5 protein-coding genes are annotated in these 4,151 nt (G+C 61.1%); all 5 read right to left on the reverse strand.

The genetic code is table 11. From position 1 onward, the window contains the following. On the reverse strand, positions 1–249 hold a 249-nt coding region (locus tag K8V11_RS08285), incomplete at its 3' end, for an acyl-CoA thioesterase domain-containing protein (RefSeq protein WP_369693055.1). A 51-nt stretch (positions 250–300) separates the two neighbouring features. Further along, a complete protein-coding gene (locus K8V11_RS08290; RefSeq protein WP_303912630.1) occupies positions 301–1,398 on the reverse strand; it encodes a hypothetical protein in 1,098 nt (365 codons plus the stop codon). Positions 1,399–1,534: 136 nt separating this feature from the next. Beyond that, complete coding sequence (locus K8V11_RS08295) at positions 1,535–2,530, reverse strand: hypothetical protein (RefSeq protein WP_303912633.1); 996 nt, start codon at positions 2,528–2,530, stop codon at positions 1,535–1,537. A gap of 155 nt (positions 2,531–2,685) precedes the next feature. Next, entirely contained in the window at positions 2,686–3,462 is a 777-nt protein-coding gene (locus K8V11_RS08300) for an SDR family NAD(P)-dependent oxidoreductase (protein WP_303912636.1), read from the reverse strand. 69 nt (positions 3,463–3,531) lie between these two features. Next, positions 3,532–4,151: LLM class flavin-dependent oxidoreductase (locus K8V11_RS08305; RefSeq protein ID WP_303912639.1), on the reverse strand; the 620-nt coding region annotated here is incomplete at its 5' end.

The raw sequence follows: 4,151 nt of genomic DNA on the forward strand, positions 1-4,151 counted from the left end.
GGCGATCTCGAACTCACCCTCCCCGAGTGGCCCAGCGTAGTTGACCGTCAGGGACACGGGCTCGCCGTGCACATCCGGCTGCATGAGTACGGCGCGCAGAAGCGTTGCCGCGGTCGAACCACCGAACGGCCCGACCATGTTCCAGTACTCCGGAGTCGTCTCCCCACGCAGCACCGAGGGGTCTCCCTCGGTTACCGGCGTGAGCGCGATGGCCTTGTCCAAGCGGTGCAAATCATCCGAATCCGTCATGAATCCCAGTGTATGCCGAACCCCATAATTTATGACGTCGGACGCCGCGATCTAGTAGCGGGGAGCGAACGGTATCGGCTTCGGAATCGGCTGGTAGCCGCGGGTCGCCGAGCGGTACACAACGGCCGAACCGACCATCATCATCGGCAGGGTGACGATGTACCCGACGATTACGAATCCGCCAATGAAGTTCAAGACACCGAAAACAATCGCGCAGAGCAGGCACAAGCCGGCGTTCTTCGTCGTGATCTGCCACGAGACGCTGAAACAGCGCGATACGGAATGCCCGTCGACTGCCGCAAAGAGAATGAAATAGAAGAAGAACGCCAGCGGCAAGACGAGGAAGTAACCGGCGATCGGGATGAGCAGGACCGCTGCCAAGGCAACTGTCGAAAGCAGAGAGGTGAGAAAGTACTTGCCGAAGTTATGGAACTTGAAAAAGTCGCCAACGTCGAGTCGCTCGCCATTGGCGATTCGTAGGCTCGAAACGAAAGACATGTGCGTAAACACGAAATAGATGAGGAGGGTTACGAAATAGGTGAGCCCCATCCAAAGGAGGAAACTCGCCCCGGCGCCATTGCCGAAGATCGTCGGCAGATCTTCATTATTCGGATCGAATTCGGGACCTATAGTCGTTATCGACGCGTAGAGCGCGATACCAATGAAGATCACGGCGAACATCGAAGCGAAAAGCGCGACGAGATAGACGACGCACCACAGGATCCATCCGCCGGCGTTCTGGGTGAATCCGTCCCAGCTGTCAGAGATGACCCGGCCGACATCAAGGCCGGGGACCTTGTGAGCATCACCGTTCGGCGGTGGTGACTGCAGTATGTCGAACTGCGTCGAGTTGTATCCGTACTGCTGGCCATACTGTGGCTGCCCATATCCCGGACCGCCGTAAGGCTGTTGACCGTATCCCGGTTGGCCATAGGGTGGCTGGCCGTAACCTGGCTGGCCGAATCCGTACGGGGAATTGGGCTGGGCGCCATACGCTCCCCCATAGGGGTCGTACGGATTGCTTCCGCTGGGGTCCTGACTGAACGACGGTGGCTCGTAGCTGTATCCGCCCTGCTGGTCGCGCGGATCGCCTGGTCCGAACCCGCCGTAGGGGTCTCCTGCTCCGGGGGCACCTGGGTAGTTGGTCATAGTCGTTCCTTCGGCCTATCTATCGTGCTTCGCCATCGTTGTGCTCGCGTTGCGCGAGCTGCTGTCTAAATACGAGTGCCGCGAGAACCAAATGGTTCCCGCGGCACTGAGATTGCCCGGAGTCTGTCCCCGTGAATTAGAAGTTCTGCGGGTAATCGGGCTGGGGAACGAAGTTCTGCTGCTGAGCACCACTGCCCGCGGCGCGGTACACCCATGCCTGACTGATGTACATCAGAGGGGAGACGACCAGGAAGGCGATTCCGAACGTAAAGAGCGACAGGACACTCAACACGATGAAGACCAGACCCAGGAGCAGGCATACTCCGAGATTCTCGCGGACGATGGCGATCGACGCCTTGAAGGAGTCGCCCACGCTGGTGCCTCGGTCGACAGCCGACATGAGTGCGAAATACAGGAGAACGAGCAGCACCAGGCCGACGATCCAACCAATGATAATGACGACGGCACACACGATGGCGATGACGACGAGCACCAGGTAGGTCACCACGTGGCTACCGAGGTTGCGCAGTTTGAACATGTCGCCGATGGATAGTTTCTCGCCATCGACGGTCCGAAGCGCTGCCTGGTACGCCATATTGGCGATGAAGAGCCCGACGATTGCCGACAGAAGCGACGTCAGCAGCTGAAGGCCCAAGTTGCCGGTAGATTCCGTACCGCCAGTGGTCGATGCCTCGAACGAGAATCCGCCACCGGCGATACTGGGAGTGTTGACAATCGCTGCCACGATCAACGTCACGATCATGAAGACGATCCACGGCGCGAGATTGTTGGTGAAGCCGTTCCATGCTGCCGAGAGCGCGTTGCCGACGGACAGCTCCTGTCGAGGACCAAATCCACCCGTCTGCGCGCCGTAGGCCTGCTGATCATAACCCTGGCCGAAGCCCTGCTGACCGCCAAATCCCTGCTGGCCGTAGCCTTGGTCTCCGTAGCCCGGCTGACCGCCATAACCGGGCTGGCCACCGTAAGGCTGTCCACCATAGCCGGGCTGGCCGCCGTAACCGGGGTTCCCCTGGGCGCCGAAGTTTTGGTCGCCGTATCCCGGGTATCCGCCGCCGTTATTTCCGCCTGTGTTGTACGGATCATTTCCGTACTGGTTCGGATCGTATGTCATCTCAACCTCTTCAGTCGTGTCGTATATCTACGCCATCGGCAGTCTGGGCAGACTCAACCTTTGCATAAATAGTGGGTCCTGAACATAGATAACGGGCGGGAAAGAAATGTTCCCGCCCGTTAAAGTTCGATCTATTCAGGTTGTTTACGCTTCTACTACTTCGGTGGCATCCGGATGCCACCATCGACGCGTACAACTTCGCCGTTCATGTAGGGGTTGTTGACCAGTTCGAGCACCATCGAGGCGAGCTCGCTGGCTTCGCCGAGTCGCTTCGGGAAAAGCACGTTCTGCCCGAGGTTCGCCTTGAACTTCTCGGAAGCCTCGCCCTCGCCGTAGATCGGCGTGTCGATGAGACCCGGCGCGACGGCGTTGACACGAATGCTTGCAGCGGAGAGGTCGCGGGCAATCGGAAGCGTCATGCCGACGATGCCGCCCTTCGACGCCGAGTACGCGGACTGCCCGATCTGGCCGTCGAACGCGGCAACCGACGCCATCGACACGATCGCGCCCTTCTCGCCCGTATCTGACGGGTCGTTCTGGCTCATCACCGTCGCGGCGCGGCGAATCGCGTCAAAGCTGCCGACCAGGTTGATCTCGATGACCTTCTTCCAGATGTCAAGGTCATGTGCCGAGTCGATGGTGCCGTCGCGGCCGATGGTGCGTGCCGCCGATCCGATGCCGGCCGAGTTCACCAGCACGCGCAACGGGCCCGCCTCGCGGGCCGCATCAACGGCGGCTTGTACCTGGTCGGTATTGGTCACGTCGACGGAGACGAACACGCCGCCGATTTCCTTGGCGAGAGCCTCGCCCTTCTCTGCGTTGAGGTCGGCGACGATGACTGTCGCGCCCTTTTCGGAGAGCTGGCGGGCAACGGCCGCGCCGATGCCCGACGCTCCACCGGTGACGATTGCGCTTGCATTATTGAGGTCCATACCGCCACGTTAATTTCCACCTGCGAGCCGCGCCACAAAAACCGCGATCGCGGAGCGAAATTCTTCGATCTAACGCAACGCCTCGGCCAGCGCGCGCCAGTCGTCGACCGGGGGCTCGAGCACGTTCGGCCCGAGAACTTGCACCAACACGTGCGACGCGCCGGCCTCGAGGTGCGCGTAGACAGCGGCGAGGGTGGCCTCGATGCCGCACGGTACGAGAGCCTCGGCGAGCCGCTCTGAACCGCCGCGGACAAAGTCGGACTCGTCGAAGCCCAGTCGCTTCCACGAGTTTCGGTAGTTCGGCAGCCCCGTGTACATCTCCAGATGGTCGTGCGCCCGTCGCCTCCACTCCTCTACATCTGTGACGGCGGACGGCGCAATCACCGCGCCCTGCTCGACCACGAGCAGCGGACCGCTATCGGCGTCGCCCCCGAGAATCGCCCTCGCGCGAGCGGTGTGCTCGGGCGTCGTGAGGTAGGGGTGCGCGCCGGACGTCTCTTTCGCCGCGAGCTCGAGCATTTTCGGACCAAGTGCGGCAAGCACGATCGTGGGCAGCTTCTCCTCGCTCGCGGACTCGGGCCGAGTGGAGTTGATAGCGTCCACATATTCGCGCATCGCGGCAAGAGGTTTGTTGTAGTCGTGCGAACGGCGCCGCACCAGCGGAGCATGGGAAACGCCCAGTCCGAGGG

Origin of the sequence: Dietzia timorensis (genome assembly GCF_020742175.1) — a bacterium.
Taxonomy (GTDB): Bacteria; Actinomycetota; Actinomycetes; order Mycobacteriales; family Mycobacteriaceae; genus Dietzia; species Dietzia timorensis_A.

Bases quoted from the DNA above. Each gene is read 5' to 3' on its own strand.
- K8V11_RS08295 (WP_303912633.1), bottom strand. From the start codon at position 2,530: ATGACATACGATCCGAACCAGTACGGAAATGATCCGTACAACACAGGC.
- K8V11_RS08300 (WP_303912636.1), bottom strand. From the start codon at position 3,462: ATGGACCTCAATAATGCAAGCGCAATCGTCACCGGTGGAGCGTCGGGC.
- K8V11_RS08290 (WP_303912630.1), bottom strand. From the start codon at position 1,398: ATGACCAACTACCCAGGTGCCCCCGGAGCAGGAGACCCCTACGGCGGG.